Annotated in this window: 12 protein-coding genes; 8 read left to right on the forward strand and 4 right to left on the reverse strand. The window is 72.7% G+C overall.

What is annotated here, in order from left to right:
* Together MFF13_RS06755 and MFF13_RS06760 are read right to left on the reverse strand one after the other, a co-directional pair.
* A partial coding sequence (locus MFF13_RS06755) for a glycosyltransferase (RefSeq protein ID WP_238271570.1) occupies nucleotides 1-840 on the reverse strand: 840 nt, incomplete at its 3' end.
* A complete protein-coding gene (locus tag MFF13_RS06760) occupies nucleotides 821-2,074 on the reverse strand; it encodes a glycosyltransferase family 4 protein (RefSeq protein WP_147750523.1) in 1,254 nt (417 codons plus the stop codon). The genes MFF13_RS06760 and MFF13_RS06755, both read right to left, overlap by 20 nt.
* A gap of 53 nt (nucleotides 2,075-2,127) precedes the next feature.
* On the opposite strand from MFF13_RS06760, the gene MFF13_RS06765 reads away from it, so the two are divergent.
* The 7 genes from MFF13_RS06765 (at nucleotide 2,128) to MFF13_RS06795 (ending at nucleotide 11,961) form a co-directional block, all read left to right on the forward strand.
* The gene (locus MFF13_RS06765) at nucleotides 2,128-3,246 is read left to right on the forward strand and encodes a glycosyltransferase family 4 protein (RefSeq protein ID WP_147750524.1); all 1,119 of its coding nucleotides are present in this window, start codon (nucleotides 2,128-2,130) and stop codon (nucleotides 3,244-3,246) included.
* Nucleotides 3,247-3,517: 271 nt separating this feature from the next.
* On the forward strand, nucleotides 3,518-4,687 hold the full coding sequence (locus MFF13_RS06770; protein WP_147750525.1) for a glycosyltransferase: 1,170 nt from the start codon (nucleotides 3,518-3,520) through the stop codon (nucleotides 4,685-4,687).
* 138 nt (nucleotides 4,688-4,825) lie between these two features.
* Complete coding sequence (locus MFF13_RS06775) at nucleotides 4,826-7,096, forward strand: GumC family protein (RefSeq protein WP_147750526.1); 2,271 nt, start codon at nucleotides 4,826-4,828, stop codon at nucleotides 7,094-7,096.
* A complete protein-coding gene (locus tag MFF13_RS06780; RefSeq protein ID WP_147750527.1) occupies nucleotides 7,096-8,301 on the forward strand; it encodes a glycosyltransferase in 1,206 nt (401 codons plus the stop codon). Before MFF13_RS06775 ends, MFF13_RS06780 begins: the two co-directional genes overlap by 1 nt.
* On the forward strand, nucleotides 8,298-9,509 hold the full coding sequence (locus MFF13_RS06785) for an acyltransferase family protein (protein WP_147750528.1): 1,212 nt from the start codon (nucleotides 8,298-8,300) through the stop codon (nucleotides 9,507-9,509). The genes MFF13_RS06780 and MFF13_RS06785 overlap by 4 nt, the downstream gene beginning before the upstream one ends.
* Nucleotides 9,506-10,729, forward strand: coding sequence for an acyltransferase family protein (locus MFF13_RS06790; protein WP_147750529.1), 1,224 nt, complete (start codon nucleotides 9,506-9,508; stop codon nucleotides 10,727-10,729). The genes MFF13_RS06785 and MFF13_RS06790 overlap by 4 nt, the downstream gene beginning before the upstream one ends.
* Before the next feature lie 209 nt (nucleotides 10,730-10,938).
* Entirely contained in the window at nucleotides 10,939-11,961 is a 1,023-nt protein-coding gene (locus MFF13_RS06795; protein ID WP_238271574.1) for a Rieske 2Fe-2S domain-containing protein, read from the forward strand.
* Nucleotides 11,962-12,342: 381 nt separating this feature from the next.
* Here MFF13_RS06795 and MFF13_RS06800 read toward each other — a convergent pair whose 3' ends face one another.
* A complete protein-coding gene (locus tag MFF13_RS06800) occupies nucleotides 12,343-12,603 on the reverse strand; it encodes a DUF6894 family protein (RefSeq protein ID WP_147750531.1) in 261 nt (86 codons plus the stop codon).
* Complete coding sequence (locus MFF13_RS06805) at nucleotides 12,603-13,313, reverse strand: Crp/Fnr family transcriptional regulator (protein WP_147750532.1); 711 nt, start codon at nucleotides 13,311-13,313, stop codon at nucleotides 12,603-12,605. Before MFF13_RS06805 ends, MFF13_RS06800 begins: the two co-directional genes overlap by 1 nt.
* Nucleotides 13,314-13,445: 132 nt before the next feature.
* Between MFF13_RS06805 and MFF13_RS06810 the strand changes: the two genes are divergently transcribed.
* On the forward strand, nucleotides 13,446-14,258 hold the full coding sequence (locus MFF13_RS06810) for an IS5 family transposase (protein ID WP_238271572.1): 813 nt from the start codon (nucleotides 13,446-13,448) through the stop codon (nucleotides 14,256-14,258).
* Nucleotides 14,259-14,372: the final 114 nt, after the last annotated feature.

The following is a 14,372-nucleotide window of genomic DNA, read 5'->3' on the forward strand; positions in this document are numbered from 1 at the left end:
GGGAACGGCTCCGGGGTCTGGTTCAGAGGCGCACGCTTTCGCCGAACCGGGATCCACTTCGGCGGCGCGCGCGCGTGAGCCGACCTCGGCCAGCGCGTCGATCAGCGTGCCGACGCCCTTCTCGACGTTGATCCGCCCGAGATAGCCGAAGGTCATCGGCTTACCCGTGCGGTCGATGCGGCGGCGCGCCTCCGGGTCGCCGTCGGGCACCGTGCAGGAATAGTAGATCACACGGCGCCGCTCCGGGGCGAGGTGGCGGAACAGGCCGTGGTCGACATGGGTCTGGAGGATGCGGGTGCCGACGCTCGCCACCGCGTCGATCCAGCGGTTGGTGAGCTGCTTGGAGGCGTTCACGACCTTGCAGCCGAGGTGCCAGTGCGTGCACGGCGCGCCGTGCTTGAACATCGCGGCGTTGCCGCAGATCAGGTCGTACTCGCAGACCGTGTGGACGATCGGGATGGAGCGCTTGGCCGCCTCGCGCCAGACCAGGGTCGAGATGTCGAGGAGCGAGTGGGTGTTGACCACGTCGGGCCGGAAGTCGTCGAGCACCCGGCCGAAATCGGCCGCGACCGCGAAATTCCACTGCTGCTTCAGCTTGGCGGCGTTGCGCGCGAAGCGGCCGTGCTGCGCCCAGTTCTCGAGCCAGAAGTCGTTGTGGTGGGCCATGCGGTAGACCGTGACGCCGTTGCGCACGGTCTTCGCCTCGGCCTGCCGCTCGATGCAGGCGGCGGCGACCGTGTGCCCGAGGCCGGCGAGCTCCTCCGCCAGGTGCTCGACGGACCGCTCGGCGCCACCGACGATGTGCGGCGGGTAGAGCGAGCTAAGATGCAGGATGCGCATGGCGCCTTGATCCTTGGAGTCGCGATCCGTCGGCGAGGGCGGGCTCAGGGCTGAGGAGGGTGCGGTAGAGGTCGAGGTAGCGGGCGGCGACCGCCTGCGGCCGGGTCCCGGCGGTGACCGCCGCCGCGTTGCCGAGGCCGGACGCGAGGCGGGCGGGGTCGGCCACGACCCGCGCCATCGCGACGGCCAGCGCCTCCGCGTCGCCAGGCGGCACGAGCCAGGCGGGATCGCTCGTCCCGACCTGCTCGGCGATGCCGCCGACGGCCGTGCCGATCACCGGCACGCCGCGGGCGTAGGCCTCGGCGACCGTGCGCCCGAAGGCCTCGGGCCAGACCGGGGGGACCACGAGGCAGTCGAGGCGGTCGAGGAAGGCGTCCGGCGCCACGAACCCGTCGAAGGCGACGGGCAGGCCGGCGGCGAGGCCGACGTAGCGGTCGAGCCCGTCGGCGGCGCGCCCGGCGATGCGTAGGCGCCAGCCGCCGGGGGGCAGGCGGCGGCAGGCCTCGAGCAGGGTGTCGACGCCCTTCGACGCCTCGATCCGGCCCATGTAGCCGAAGGTGATCCCATCCGAGGGCAGGGCGCGCGGGGCCGGCGGCGACCCCGCCTCGATCGGGTTCCAGATCACCTGCCGCAGGGCCTCCGGCACGTCGCGGAAGTACCCGGCCGCGAGGTGGCGGGCCAGGATGTCCGCGCCGACGCCGACCACCGCCTCGACCGGGCGCTGGCAGACCCGGTGCAGCAGCGCGTAGGCGCGGCACTTGGCGTGCTGCCGTTGGCAGGCCCGGCCGTCGCGCACCATCGCGCCGTTGCTGCACAGGCTCGTGAAGTCGTGCAGCGTGTGGACGACCGGAACCCCGAGGCGGCGCAGCATCGGCCAGATCCGCGGGGTCAGCTCCGACAGGGAGTGGGTGTTCACCACGTCGGGGGAAAAATCGCGGACCGCCGCCTCCATCGCGGCGAGCGTGCGCCCGTCCCACTGCACGGCGAGCTTGTAGCGCAGGCGGTCGAGCCGTCCGTGCTCGGCCCAGTCGAGGACGTGGAACGGCGTCCCGTGGCCGAGGCGGTAGATCGTCGCCGCGTCCGACCGCTCGGGCGGCTGGGCCCGGCGCGACAGGCAGGCGACGCCGACCTGCGCCCCGAGGCCCGCCTGCATCCGCACGAGGGTCTCCACCATCAGCTCCGCCCCGCCGACCTGTTCGGGCTGAAACAGCGAGGTGATGTGGAGAATACGCATCTGTTCGATCTGGCGGTGCTAGATCGACCCTAGTGCGGGGTTATTGCCAGTCGATGAAGCGAATCCTCCTCAACATGCCGAGCCAGTTCGGGGGCAAGCCGTCGGGCGTCGCACGGGTCGCGTTCGCGCTCGTCGAAGAGCTCGTCCGGCGCCCGGACCTGGCCGTCGTGCTGCGCTCGCCCTGGACCCGCGACGCGCTCCCCGCCGCGTTCCGCGACGCCGTCGAGGTCGTGACCGTGCCGCGCCCGCGCATCATGGTCCTCGACGTTCTGGCCCAGCTCGTCACCGTCCCGGCCTGCTGCCGGCGGCACGCCATCGACGTGGTGCTGAACGTCGACCCCTACGGCGCGGGCGCCGGGGGGCGGGCGCGGGTGGTCGTGGTCCACGACCTGTACTTCCGCACGATCCCCGAGAGCGCCGGCCCGCGCGAGGCCTTCACCACCGACTGGATCTTCCGGCTGATGCTGGCGCGCAACCACGCCGTCGTCGCGGTCTCGGATGCGACCCGGCGCGACCTGGAGCATCACTATCCCGCGGCGCGCGGGCGCGTCCGCGTGATCCCGTCCGCCTCCGTGCTCGACTCCTCGGCGCTCGCCGTGATGGACCCCGCGGAGGTGGCGGGGCACTACGTGCTGGCGGTCGGAAACGCCACGCACAACAAGAACTTCGGCCTGCTCGCCGAAGCGGTGGCCGCGCTCGGGCCGAGCCATCCCGACCTCGCCGTCGTCCACGTCGGCGAGGACCCGGCCGACGCCGTCGCCGGGACGCTCCGGCGGCTCGGGGCGGCCACCCGGGTGGTCCGCCTGTCGCGCATCGACGACCGCCGGCTCGCTGCGCTCTACCGCGGCGCCCTATGCCTGTGCGTGCCGTCCTTCGCCGAGGGCTTCTGCCTGCCGGTGCTGGAGGCGCAGGCTTTGGGCTGCCCGGTGGTGTGCTCGGACCGTTCGGCGACGCCGGAGGTGGCGGGGGAGGGCGCGCTGACCTTCGATCCCAGCGACGCCGGCGCGCTGGCCGCATGCCTGCGCCGGCTCCTCGACGAGCCGGGCCTGCGCGAGGCCCTGGTCGCAAAGGGCCGCCGCAACGAGGCCCGCTACACCTGGGCCGCCACCGCCCGCGGCTACGCCGACCTGCTCGACGCCGTGCTCGCCGACGCGCCGCCCCGCCCGCGCTGACGGCGAGGCCCAGGCCGGCGCACGCGCCGTCCGCGTTTCCCGATGGCACGCGGCCTCGAATTCACGGCGATCGGTATAGTTAAGATTTACCACGTCGGGGAAATAGGCAGTCTTACGCCTGTCCTGCGGCCTTTCAGCGGTCGATATTTCTAAAACCGCAAACATCTCAACCTAACGAAAGCATAGGTCGCGATCGTTCAGGGCACTCAACCTGACGGTCGCATCCGCCAGCGGCGTCCCATCGCCGTCCCTCTCCTTCGAGGTCTCGAAGATGCGCGTCGCGGTCGTCCATGATTGGCTCTACGTCGTCGGCGGCGCCGAGAGGGTGCTGCGCGAGATCCTGGCGATCTATCCCGACGCGGACGTCTTCACGCTGTTCGACTTCCTGAGCCCGGCCGACCGCGCCCGGATCGGCCTCGGCGCCACGCAGACGAGCTTCCTGCAGAAGATGCCGTTCGTGCGGACCCGCCACCGGTCGTACCTGCCGCTGATGCCGATCGCCGTCGAGCAGTTCGACCTCTCGGCCTACGACCTCGTCATCTCGAGCAGCTACGCCGTCGCCAAGGGCATCCTGACCGGGCCGAACCAGGTCCACGTCTCCTACATCCATTCGCCCATGCGCTACGCCTGGGACATGCAGCACGACTACCTGCGGGAGAGCGGATACGACCACGGCGTCAAGAGCATGGTCGCCCGCATGATCCTGCACCGGATGCGCCTGTGGGACACCCGCACCGCGAACGGGCCGGACGCGGTGGTGGCCAACTCCGCCTTCGTCGCCCGGCGCATCCGCAAGGTCTACGGCCGCACCGCGGAGGTGATCCATCCGCCGGTGACGCAGTCGGCGACCCGCGCGGACCTGCCGCGGAGCGAACACTTCCTCGTGGCGAGCCGCCTCGTCCCCTACAAGAACGTGCTCGCGGTGGTGCAGGCCTTCGCGCTGATGCCCGACCTCAAGCTCGTCGTCGCGGGGACCGGTCCCGAGGAGGCGCGCCTGCGCGAGGCGGCCGGGCCGAACGTGACATTCGCCGGCTACCTCGCCGACAAGGAGCTCCGCCGGCTCATGATCACGGCGCGCGCCTTCGTGTTCGCGGCGGAGGAGGATTTCGGGATCATCCCGGTCGAGGCGCAGGCCGAGGGCACCCCCGTCCTGGCGCTCGGCCGCGGCGGCGCGCGCGAGACGGTGGCGACGCTGGCGCCCAACCGCTCGGGCATGTTCTTCGCCGAGCCCGAGCCCGCGGCGATCGCGGCCTGCGTCCGCGAGTTCATCGAGCAGGAGGGCACGTTCTCGCGCGCCGCCTGCCGCGCCCAGGCGGCGCAGTTCGCCCCGGAGGTGTTCCGCGCCGAGTTCGCCGGCTTCGTCGACGCGCAGATGGCCCTCCACCACGACCTCGGCGCCGGCCGGGAGCGCTCCGGCCACCGCCTCAAGGCGCTCGCCTGAGGTTCTGGCCCGGGCCCGAGGCCCCGGCCCGACGGCATCCGCCACCCCCGGCCCGCGCGACGCGGCCGGACCTTTCGCTCACCTCGCACGGCTTCCGCGCCCCTGCCCGCGGACCGGCACCAGACCCGGTGGTCGACGATGACGACGTCCTACCTCAGCCCGATCCAGACGGCCGGCCCGGCCCCTTCGCGGGCGGCCGAGAACGGCCAAGGTGCAGGCCAAGGTGCAGGCCAAGCTGCAGGCCAAGCTGCAGGCCAGGCGACCAACCAGGCCGCCGGCCTGGTCGCGGCGATCCTGCGGCGGCGCGGCCTGTTCGCGGCGGTCTTCGCCTCCGTGATGGCCGTCGCGATCCTGCTGCTGATGGCGGCGCCGACGCAGTACCTCGCGGTCGGCTCGGTGATCGTGGCCGAGCCGGAGCCCGGCAGCAACAACCCCAACGCCTCGGTCGCCTGGATCCAGAAGCTCGGCGACCCGGCCGACATCGAGAGCCAGATGCTGGTGATCCGCTCGCCGCGGATGATGCGCCTCGTCGCCTCGGGCGACGTGGTCGAGAAGGTCGTGGCCGAATGCCGGCAGAGTGCGCGCGGGGGCCTCCTCGCGGGCCTGATGCCGCAAAGGGACGACGGCTGCGACAGGCTGCGCGGCAACGCCGACCTGGTGGTCGACACCCTGCAGCGGCGCTTCGTCGTCACCGGCGCGGGCCGCTCGCGCGTCATCAACATCGCCTACCGGTCGCCGAACGCCGAGACCGCCCAGGCGCTGACCAACGCGCTGATCACGACCTTCCTCGACGACCAGCGCGGCGTCCTCGCCAACAGCCGCGAGGCGGCCACCGAGTGGTTGTGGAAGGAGGTCCGCCAGCTCGACGCGTCGTTGCGCGCCGACGAGGCCAAGATCCAGGCCTTCCGCCGCAGCAAGGGCCTGATGTCGGGCGCCAACGCGCCGATCACCTCCGAGCGGCTGAGCACCATCACCCAGCAGCTCGCGGCGGCCGAGACCGCCAAGGCCGACGCCGCCGCGCGCCTGGCCGAGATCAACGCCGACCAGGCCCGCGGCTCGATCGACGCCCCGGCGGTGCTGGCGAGCCGCACCATCGGCGACCTCAAGCAGCAGATGAACGTGGTGGCCGCGCAGATCGCCAACGCCGGCACGGTGCTGGGGCCGAACCATCCGACGCTGCAGGCGATGCGCACGGAGCTGGCCGGCCTGAAGCTGCGCGTCGAACGCGAGGTCGCGAGCATCGGCGCCGGCCTGAAGAAGACCTACGACGCGTCGAGCGCGCTCGCCAAGTCGCTGCGCCAGCAGATGGAGGGCGCCAGGACCGACGCCGCCGCCGCGATGGAGAACGAGTCGGTCGCCGCCGGCATGGTGCGCAACGCCGAGATCAAGCGGGGCCAGTACGCCGACCTGTACAAGCGCGCCAACGAGCTCGAGACCGAGCGCCGCATCCTCGTCGGCAGCACCCGCCTCGTCAGCCTCGCGGACGTCCCGGCCGCCCCCGTCACCCCGAAGCCGCCGCTGTACCTCGGCGCCGGCTTCGTGCTCGCCGCGGCGCTGGCCGCCGCCGCCGCGCTACTCCGCGACCGCGCCGACCGCAGCGTGCGCACCTCGACGCAGGTCGCCGCGGTCGCCCACGCCCCGGTCTTCGCCCAGCTGCCGCACCTGCGCGCGGCCGGCGGGACGGCGCGCCTCGGACGGATCGGCGCCGCCGGAGCCGACCTGCCGCTCGCCGCCGCCCTGCGCGACGCGCGCGCCGACCCGCTGATGCAGCAGGTGCTGCGCAACCTCGGCGCCCGGCTGATGCTGGCCGGCGCCGACGGCCGCAGCCGCGCGATCCTGCTGACCTCGGGGGCGCCGGGCGAGGGCAAGTCCTTCACCACCCTCGCGCTGGCCCAGCTCAACGCGGCGAGCGGACGCCGGGTGCTCGTGATCGAGGGCGACCTGCGCCGCCCGGTCTTCGAGGCCGCCCTGGACCTGCCCGCCGGCCCCGGCCTCGCCGGCATCCTGCGCGGCGAGGCCCTGCCGCGGGAGGCCGTGATCGCGACCGCGACGCAAAACCTCGATGCCATCCCCGCCGGCACGCCGACCACGGATTCGACGGAGCTGCTGATGGGCGCGCGCATGACCGAGCTGCTGGTCTGGGCGCGCAAGTACGACCTCGTGCTGATCGACAGCCCGCCGGCCGCGATCCTGATGGACGCCCAGATCCTGGCGCGGCAGGTCGACGGCGTCCTGTGCTGCACCCGCTGGGGCCGCTCGCAGGTCTCGGCGATCAGCGCCACCGTCGCGGGCCTGCGCGAGGCCGGCGGCGACGTGTTCGGGCTCGCGATCACGATGGTGCGTCCCGACGACCACCCGTTCTACGACACCGGGCACGAGCCGGCGCGCCGCTACCTCGGAGCCGCGTGATGCGCCGCCCGCGGGTCGTGTTCGTCAGCCACACCGGCACGATGTCGGGCGCCGAGATGGTCCTGTGCGACGCCGTCGCCCCCTGGCGCGGCGCGACCGCCTTCCTGTTCGAGGACGGGCCGCTCGGGCCGGCCTTGCAGGAGCGGGGGCTGACGCTCGTGCATGCGCGCCACGGGGCCGGGCTGTCGGCGCTCCGCCGCGACGGCTCGCTCTGGCGGTCGATCCCGCTCGCCGGCAGGCTCCTGGCGACGGTCCTCGCGCTGGCGCGATGCGCCAAGTCCCACGACGTGGTCTACGCCAACTCGCAGAAGGCCTTCGTCCTTTCGGCGCTCGCCACCGCGCTGGTGCGCCGCCCCCTGGTCTGGCACCTGCACGACATCCTCGATCCCGCGCATTTCGGGGCGGCGCAGCGCGGGCTCCAGGTCCGCCTCGCCAACGCCCGCGCGACCCGCGTCGTGGTGCCCTCCACCGCCGCGGCGGACGCCTTCGTCGCATCGGGCGGGCGCCGGGACCTCGTCGAGGTGGTGCCCAACGGCCTCGACCTCGACGGCGACCCCGGCGACCCGGCCGACCTGCGCCGGAGCCTCGGGCTGCCGGACGGGCCGCTGGTCGGCGTGTTCAGCCGGCTCGCCCCGTGGAAGGGGCAGCACGTGGTGCTCGAAGCCCTGGCCCGTTCGCCCGGCACCGCCTGCCTCGTCGCCGGCACCGCCCTGTTCGGCGAGGACGCCTACGCGGCCGGCCTGCATGCGCTGGCGGCCGAGCGCGGTCTCGCCGACCGCGTCCACTTCCTCGGCCAGCGCGAGGACGTGCCGCGCCTGATGCGGGCGGTGGACGTGGTGGTCCACCCCTCCACCGCCCCCGAGCCGTTCGGGCGCACCCTGGTCGAGGCGATGCTGGTCGGCACGCCGGTGATCGCCACCGACGCGGGCGCCGCGGCCGAGATCCTCGACCGGGGCGCGGCGGGAACCCTGGTGCCGCCCGGCGACGCCGCCGCGCTCGCCGACGCCATCGCCCGCGTCCTGTCGGCTCCGCCCGAGATCGGAGACCAGGTCGCCCGGGCGCAGGCGACCGCCCGCGCCCGCTACGGCGCCGCCCGGATGCAGGCGCGCCTGGCCGACCTCATCCGCCGCGCCGCGGGCGGCGAGGGAGCCTCCGCCGCGATCCCGGAGATTTCGGCCGACGCGCCGGCGAGGACGACGCGATGAGCACGGGACGCGCCGGCACCCTCGACCGGCCGGCGCGGCTCCACCGCCGCGACGGCGTGCAGAACCTGCGCCTCGACGGCCTGCAGATCCTGCGGGCGGCGGCGGCCGTGATGGTCGTCCTGCTCCACGCCGAGCTGCTGGTGTCGCTCCAGGCGGAGGCGCGCGGCCTCGCCATGCCGCGCCTGACCGCCCTGCCGCTCGGGGCCGGCGTCGACCTGTTCTTCGTCATCTCCGGGTTCGTGATCGTCTACGCCTCGGAGCCGCTGTTCGGCGCGCCCGGCGGGGCTGCGACCTTCCTGAGGCGCCGCCTGCTGCGGATCGTACCGCTGTACTGGTTCGCCCTCGCCCTGCGGCTCGCCGTGCTGCTGGCCTTCGCCGCCGCCGGCCATGCCGCCGCGCCGAGCCTGGCGGACGTGGCGACCTCGTACCTGTTCGTCCCGTTCGACACCCGCGGCTTCGGGCCGGACTACCCGTTCCCGATCCTCGATCTCGGCTGGACGCTGAACTACGAGATGCTGTTCTACCTCGTCTTCGCCGGGGCGATGGCGCTCGCCGCGCGGACGACGCCGAGCATGACCGCGACCGCACGCGAGCGGGCGGCGCTGGCCGCCGTGGCCGTCCTCGCCGGCGGCGTGGCCCTGGCCTGGCTTTGGCCGCCGGCCCTCGACCAGCTCCGGTTCTGGCTGCGCCCGATCGTCCTCGAATTCGCCGCCGGCGTCGGCCTGGCGCTGCTGTTCCGCCGAGGCGTCCGGCTCGGGCGCGCGGGCGGCGTCCTGCTCTGCGGCCTCGGCCTCGCCGTGTGGGCGACGATCGACCTGTCCGGGTTCGCCGGGTCGGACGCGCCCGGCAATTACGGCTGGGCGCGCACCCTGGTCTGGGGCGGCGGCGCGGTGCTGGTCGTCGCCGGCGTGGTCCTGGGCGACCTGCGCTTCGATGCGCCTCCGTTCCGGGCGATCGCGCGGATCGGCGACGCGTCCTACGCGCTCTACCTGCTGCACCCCTTCGTCTTCCTCGCCGCCAAGGCGATCCTGCCGCGGCTGCCGCTCGGCGCCGGGCTTCTCTGGCCGCTGGCGCTGCTCCTCGTCGCCGTCTCGGTCGCGGCGACCGAGGTCTTCCACCGCCGCGTCGAGCGGCCGGTGCTGCGCTGGCTGCAGGGCGGACCGCGCAGGCCCGCCGCACCGGGCGTGCGGGTGGGAGCCGGCGCATGACGGCGCCCGCGATCCCGGCCCGGGCCGCGCCCGGCCACACCTTCGCGCTGCTCGACGGGCTGCGCGGCGTCGCCGCGATCCTGGTGGTGGTCCGCCACGCGCCGAACCTGTTCGGCCTCCAGCCCGGCGCGGTGGAGACGCATCTGGCCGTCGACCTGTTCTTCGTGCTCAGCGGCTTCGTCCTGGCGCACGCCTACGCGGCGCGGGTCCGCGACGGGCTGCCGGCGCGCGCGTTCCTGCGCATCCGGGTGATCCGGCTCTACCCGCTCTACGCGCTCGGGCTCGCGCTCACCGTCGCGGTGGCTCTGCTCTCCTTCGCGGTCGGGCAGGGCCCGGGCTTCTCCCCCTCGGCGCTGGCGCTGTCGACCCTGTGCTCCGCGCTGATGCTGCCGACGCCCCCAGCGGTCTCGACCCTGCCGGCTGCGATCTTCCCGCTGAACTTCCCGTCGTGGTCGATCTTCTTCGAGCTGATCGCCAACATGGCGTTCTTCTACGGGCTGTCGGCCCTGTCGGCCCGGCGGCTCGCCGCCTTCGTGGCGCTGGCCTTCGCGGGCCTCTGCGCCGTCGCCCTCCAGGCCGGCGACCTCGACGTCGGCTACACCTGGAACGAGGTCCACGCCGGGCTGATCCGGGTGATGTTCGCCTTCCCGGTCGGCGTCCTGCTCTATCGCCGCTGGATCGCGCGCGCGAGCGGCGCCCCGCGCCGCCTCGCGTCGGGCAACGCCGGCGCGGTCGCCTGCCTCGCGGCGCTGACGCTGGTGCTGGTCGTGCCGGTCCCGGCCCTGGTCAAGCCCGTCTACGACGTGCTGGTGGTGGCTTTCGTGTTTCCGGCGCTGGTCTACGCCGCCGCCGGGATCACGCCCGGCCCGCGGCTGGCCGCCCTCTGCCTCAAGGCGGGCGCGGCCTCCTATCCGCTCTACATCCTGCACGCGCCCTGCGTCGCCTGGGTCGAGGCCGTCGGCCGGCGCATGCCGGGCGTCGCCGACCGGATCGCCGCCCCCTATGCCGGGCTCGCCTTTCTGGTCGTGCTGCTCGCGGCCTGCCTCGTCCTCGTCCGCGTCTACGACGCGCCCGCGCGCCGACGGCTCGGGCGCCTCGCGATCCCGAAGCCTGACCAAACCTTGCGGGCGGACCGGACCTTGCAGGCGGACCGGACCTTGCAGGCGGACCGGACCTTGCGGGCGGACCGGACCTTGCGGGCGGACATCGCGCGGTCCTGAGAGCGGCCGGCCCCGGCGGCCAACCCGCGCAGGCGGCCGCGGGCGGGGCGGCCTCGCTTTCCCCATCCGGCGACGCGGCGTATGAGGACGCCCCCGAACCGTTGCGAGACCCCATGTCCGTCTCACCCGTCGCGGCCCCTTCGATCGCCCCTCACGCGACCGGTCCCGCGCGCGACCCGGCCGCCGACGAGGCCCTCGACCCCGACGCGATGCGCCGGCCGCTGCCGGACGCGTGGTACTGCGTCGGCCAGGCCTCGGGGCTGACGGGCAAGGCGCTGCGCGCGGTCGAGCTGAACGGCGAGCAGATCGTGATCGGGCGCGACGCGTCGGGCGCGCCCTTCGCGCTCCGCGACCGCTGCCCCCACCGCGGCATGGCGCTGTCCAAGGGCGGCTTCGACGGCGCCGAGCTGGTCTGCCCGTTCCACGGCTGGCGCTTCTCCACCGAAGGCCGCTGCCGCGACGTGCCGACGCTCTCCGAGCACGACGCGGCCGACTTCTCGAAGATCGTGGTGCAGCGCTTCCCCGTGGTCGAGAGCGCCGGCTTCGTCTGGGTCAACCCGAACCTCGGGGCGCCGGGCGAGACCGCTTCCCTGCCGGCCCTCGACTTCGACCCCGTCGGCTCCCTCGTGGTCGAGCTCGTGGTCGAGGCCTCGTTCGACCTGACGACGCTGAGCCTCGTCGATCCCGGCCACGTCGCCTTCGTCCACGATTCCTGGTGGTTCCGGCCGTCGAAAGAACTGCGCGAGAAGAAGAAGACCTTCCGGCCGGTGCCGCACGGCTTCGTCATGTCGAGCCACGCCACGACGACGAGCTCGCCGGTCTACCGCCTGCTCGGCGGGGTGCCCGACGTCGAGATCGAGTTCCGCCTCCCCGGCGTGCGCCTGGAGCGGATCACGGCGGGGCCCAAGCGCCTCGCGAACTACACCTTCGCGACGCCGCTGACGGCGAACCGCACGTTGCTGACCAACGCGCTCTACTGGAACATCCCCGGCCTCAACCTGCTGAAGCCCGTCGCCCGCCCGCTGATGCGCCAGTTCCTGACCCAGGACCAGCAGGTGCTCCAGCACGCCCAGGCCGGCCTCGACCGGAAACCCACCATGGTGCTGTTCGGCCAGGGCGACCTGCCCTCGCAATGGTATTTCCGCCTGAAGCGCGAGGCGCTGGAAGCCGCCCGCGCCGGCCGCCCGTTCGAAAACCCACTGGAGACGCGGGAGCTGCGCTGGCGCTCGTGAGGGATGTCGGGGGAGACCCACGGCGTGTTCAAGCCGGGCGGATGCCGGCTCGCGCGAAGAGATTCGACCCCACGACGAGATAGGGCGTCCTCCGTGATCCGGAGGCCCTGGACGATGCTCTCGCGCTCGTCTTCGGGAGCGGGCTCCGCGCCGTGCGGGAAGCGGCCTTCGGCCTGTCGTCGCGAGTCAGACCAAATCCGGTCGATCCCTGCGGGATGGCGGATCCGGGCTTCGCTCAGGCGCCGCCCGGGCTGGCCTGAGACGGGCTCCGCTTCGATCGAGCGGAGGCGGCCGTCTCGGACGTTCCGCCTGCGACCCCTGTCGACGTTCCATGGACCGGGCGGCGGCTTCACGGGCGTCGCAGGGTACGATCCGACGGGTTCACTCCAAACCGTCCTCCTGCGGAACGGTGTCGCCGAACGGCACCGTGAGCACCCGGTCGCCGGCCTCGTCGGTGACCTCGAACGAACACACCATCCAGTCGCGGATCATCGTCAGGCGGTCCTGCGCGATCATCTTCCGGGCGACCGACAGGGCGTGCTCCCGGGCCGCCGCCACGTCGGCGAGCTCGTCACCCTCTTCATCGATCGCCAATCCCGAGACGCCGTCGCGGTGTCGAACGTTGAAGAAGAACCGGGGCATCAGGTACTCTCGATCAGCCGCGCATACTCACGCTCGGGCAGGCCGTAGCCTTCCTCCACAACCGCCTCCATCGCCGGGCGATCCAGGATCGTGATGCGACCTCGCCGCGCACGGATCAGGCCGTGCCCCTCCAGGGCTTGGATGGCCAGGGTGGTGGTGCTGCGCTGCGCGCCCAGCATCGTAGCGAGGAACTCGTGGGTGAGCGCGAGGTCGTCGCCGTCCAAGCGGTCGTGGCACATCAGCAGCCAGCGGGCGAGGCGCACGTCGATGTTGTACGCGGCGTTGACGAAGGCGGTCTGCGCCGTCTGGAGGATCAGGGTCTGGACGTAGCGCAGCAGCAGCTTGCGCAACGATGGGCTCGCGTCGACGGCCGCTTCCAGATCCGCGATGCCGATCGCCAGCATCTCGCCCGCGGACTGGATGAAGTGGTGGAACGGCGTCCGATCCCCGCCGAGCAGTACGGGCGAGGCGCCGACGAGGCCCTCGCGGCCGATCAACCCGACCTCGACCTTGCCGGCGCTTCCGCTGACGATCGAGGAAAAGCCGTTCTCCGGGAAGAACAACGACCGGATCGGCTCGTCGGGCGCGATCACCGTCTGGCGTAGCTCGGCGGTGAAGCGCTGCAGGTGCGGCTGGAGCAGCGCGAAATCGTCGGCAGGCAGGGCCTTCAGCAGGCGGTTGCGGACGGTGGCTTGCTGAGGCTGGGACACGGCGCTCTCTTGCGGGGGAAGGGCAAGAGCACGGTGGTCTCCTTAGAGCCCGTCCGATAATGTCTGGCCGGGGTTGAGTGGCCGGGATGGCGGTGATTCCAGAAGGGTGCTGAAGCCTGACCTGGACGTGCCATGTGGACCCCGACCACTCGCCGGCAGCATAGCCGTGCGCGCCTGCGCTACGAAACCGATCTGACGGATGGCGAATGGGCGGTGATCGCGCCGCTGATGCCGGAGCCCGCCTCGCGTGGTCGCCCGCCCATCTGGACAATGCGGGAGGTCCTGAACGCCATCTTCTACGTGCTGCGCGGCGGCATCGCGTGGCGGTTGATACCAAAGGATCTCCCTCCGCGCAGCACGACGTTCGGCTACTTCAGCCGCTGGCGAGACGAGGGATTGTTCGGGCGGATCAACCACACCCTGGTCATGGCCGACCGGGAGCGGGCCGGTCGCGAGGCCTCGCCGACGGCGGCCGTGCTCGATAGCCAGAGCGTGAAGACCACGGAGAGCGGCGGCCCGCGCGGCTACGACGCTGGAAAGAAGGTCAAGGGCCGGAAGCGCCAGGCCCTGGTCGACACGGACGGGCGCGCCCTCGTGCTCGATCCGCAGGCCGCCGACGTACAGGATCGCGATGGGGCCAGACCGGTGCTGCGCCTGTCGCGGCGGACCTTTCCGTTCATCGCCAAGGCCTTCGCTGATGCAGGCTATGCCGGCGACAGACCCGCGACCGCCACCGTCATCACCATCGACATCGTGCGCAAACCCAAGGATCAGGTCGGCTTCGCCGTGCATCCACGCCGATGGGTCGTGGAACGCTTCTTTGGCTGGATCAGCCGCAACCGTCGCCTTTGGAAAGACCCGGAGGCGACCCTCGCCTCGGCCCAAGCCTTCCTCTACGCCGCTGCCGTCATGATCCTCGTTCGACGGCTGGGACGCGCCTCATGACTTACCGGACGGACTCTAAGCGACTGCGCCCGGAACCACCGGCAGACGACGGACGAAGTATCCGAGCATCTTCGATCTAGTCAAATGTCAGGACTAATACCAAACCCCGTTGAT

This window comes from Methylobacterium cerastii, from assembly GCF_022179125.1.
Classification (GTDB): domain Bacteria; phylum Pseudomonadota; class Alphaproteobacteria; order Rhizobiales; family Beijerinckiaceae; genus Methylobacterium; species Methylobacterium cerastii.

Bases quoted from the DNA above. Each gene is read 5' to 3' on its own strand.
- MFF13_RS06795 (WP_238271574.1), top strand. From the start codon at position 10,939: ATGCGCCGGCCGCTGCCGGACGCGTGGTACTGCGTCGGCCAGGCCTCG.
- MFF13_RS06800 (WP_147750531.1), bottom strand. From the start codon at position 12,603: ATGCCCCGGTTCTTCTTCAACGTTCGACACCGCGACGGCGTCTCGGGA.
- MFF13_RS06790 (WP_147750529.1), top strand. From the start codon at position 9,506: ATGACGGCGCCCGCGATCCCGGCCCGGGCCGCGCCCGGCCACACCTTC.
- MFF13_RS06775 (WP_147750526.1), top strand. From the start codon at position 4,826: ATGACGACGTCCTACCTCAGCCCGATCCAGACGGCCGGCCCGGCCCCT.
- MFF13_RS06780 (WP_147750527.1), top strand. From the start codon at position 7,096: ATGCGCCGCCCGCGGGTCGTGTTCGTCAGCCACACCGGCACGATGTCG.
- MFF13_RS06810 (WP_238271572.1), top strand. From the start codon at position 13,446: ATGTGGACCCCGACCACTCGCCGGCAGCATAGCCGTGCGCGCCTGCGC.
- MFF13_RS06770 (WP_147750525.1), top strand. From the start codon at position 3,518: ATGCGCGTCGCGGTCGTCCATGATTGGCTCTACGTCGTCGGCGGCGCC.
- MFF13_RS06785 (WP_147750528.1), top strand. From the start codon at position 8,298: ATGAGCACGGGACGCGCCGGCACCCTCGACCGGCCGGCGCGGCTCCAC.
- MFF13_RS06760 (WP_147750523.1), bottom strand. From the start codon at position 2,074: ATGCGTATTCTCCACATCACCTCGCTGTTTCAGCCCGAACAGGTCGGC.
- MFF13_RS06765 (WP_147750524.1), top strand. From the start codon at position 2,128: ATGAAGCGAATCCTCCTCAACATGCCGAGCCAGTTCGGGGGCAAGCCG.